Origin of the sequence: Streptomyces sp. WM6378, from assembly GCF_001279695.1 — a bacterium.
Taxonomy (GTDB): domain Bacteria; phylum Actinomycetota; class Actinomycetes; order Streptomycetales; family Streptomycetaceae; genus Streptomyces.
The window spans coordinates 1-308 of sequence record NZ_LGDD01000229.1; the positions used below are offsets into that span (position 1 = coordinate 1).

Annotated in this window: 1 protein-coding gene; it reads left to right on the forward strand. The window is 66.2% G+C overall.

The genetic code is table 11. The features are described 5' to 3' along the window. The coding region (locus ADK54_RS18305; protein ID WP_199826992.1) for a transposase at positions 1–308 on the forward strand (308 nt) is incomplete at both ends.

Here is a 308-nt window from a genome sequence, read left to right on the forward strand (position 1 = left end):
CTCGCCGGGTTCAACGAACGGATCCTGTCCTTCTACGCCCGCGGGATGAGCGTGCGCGACATCCGCTCCCACCTGGCCCAGATCTACGGCGTCGAGGTCCGCCCGGACCTGATCAGCAAGGTCTCCGACGCGGTTGGCGACCAGCTTGTTACCTGGCATAACAGGCCCCTGGACGCGGTCTGGCCGATCATCTACATCGACGCGCTGTGGGTGAAGATCCGGTCGGGTTCGGTGACCTCGAAACAGGTCTACCTCACCGCGGCACCGCCAGGCCGACCGCAGGCGTGTGTGGGCTGGGGTGCTGGGTG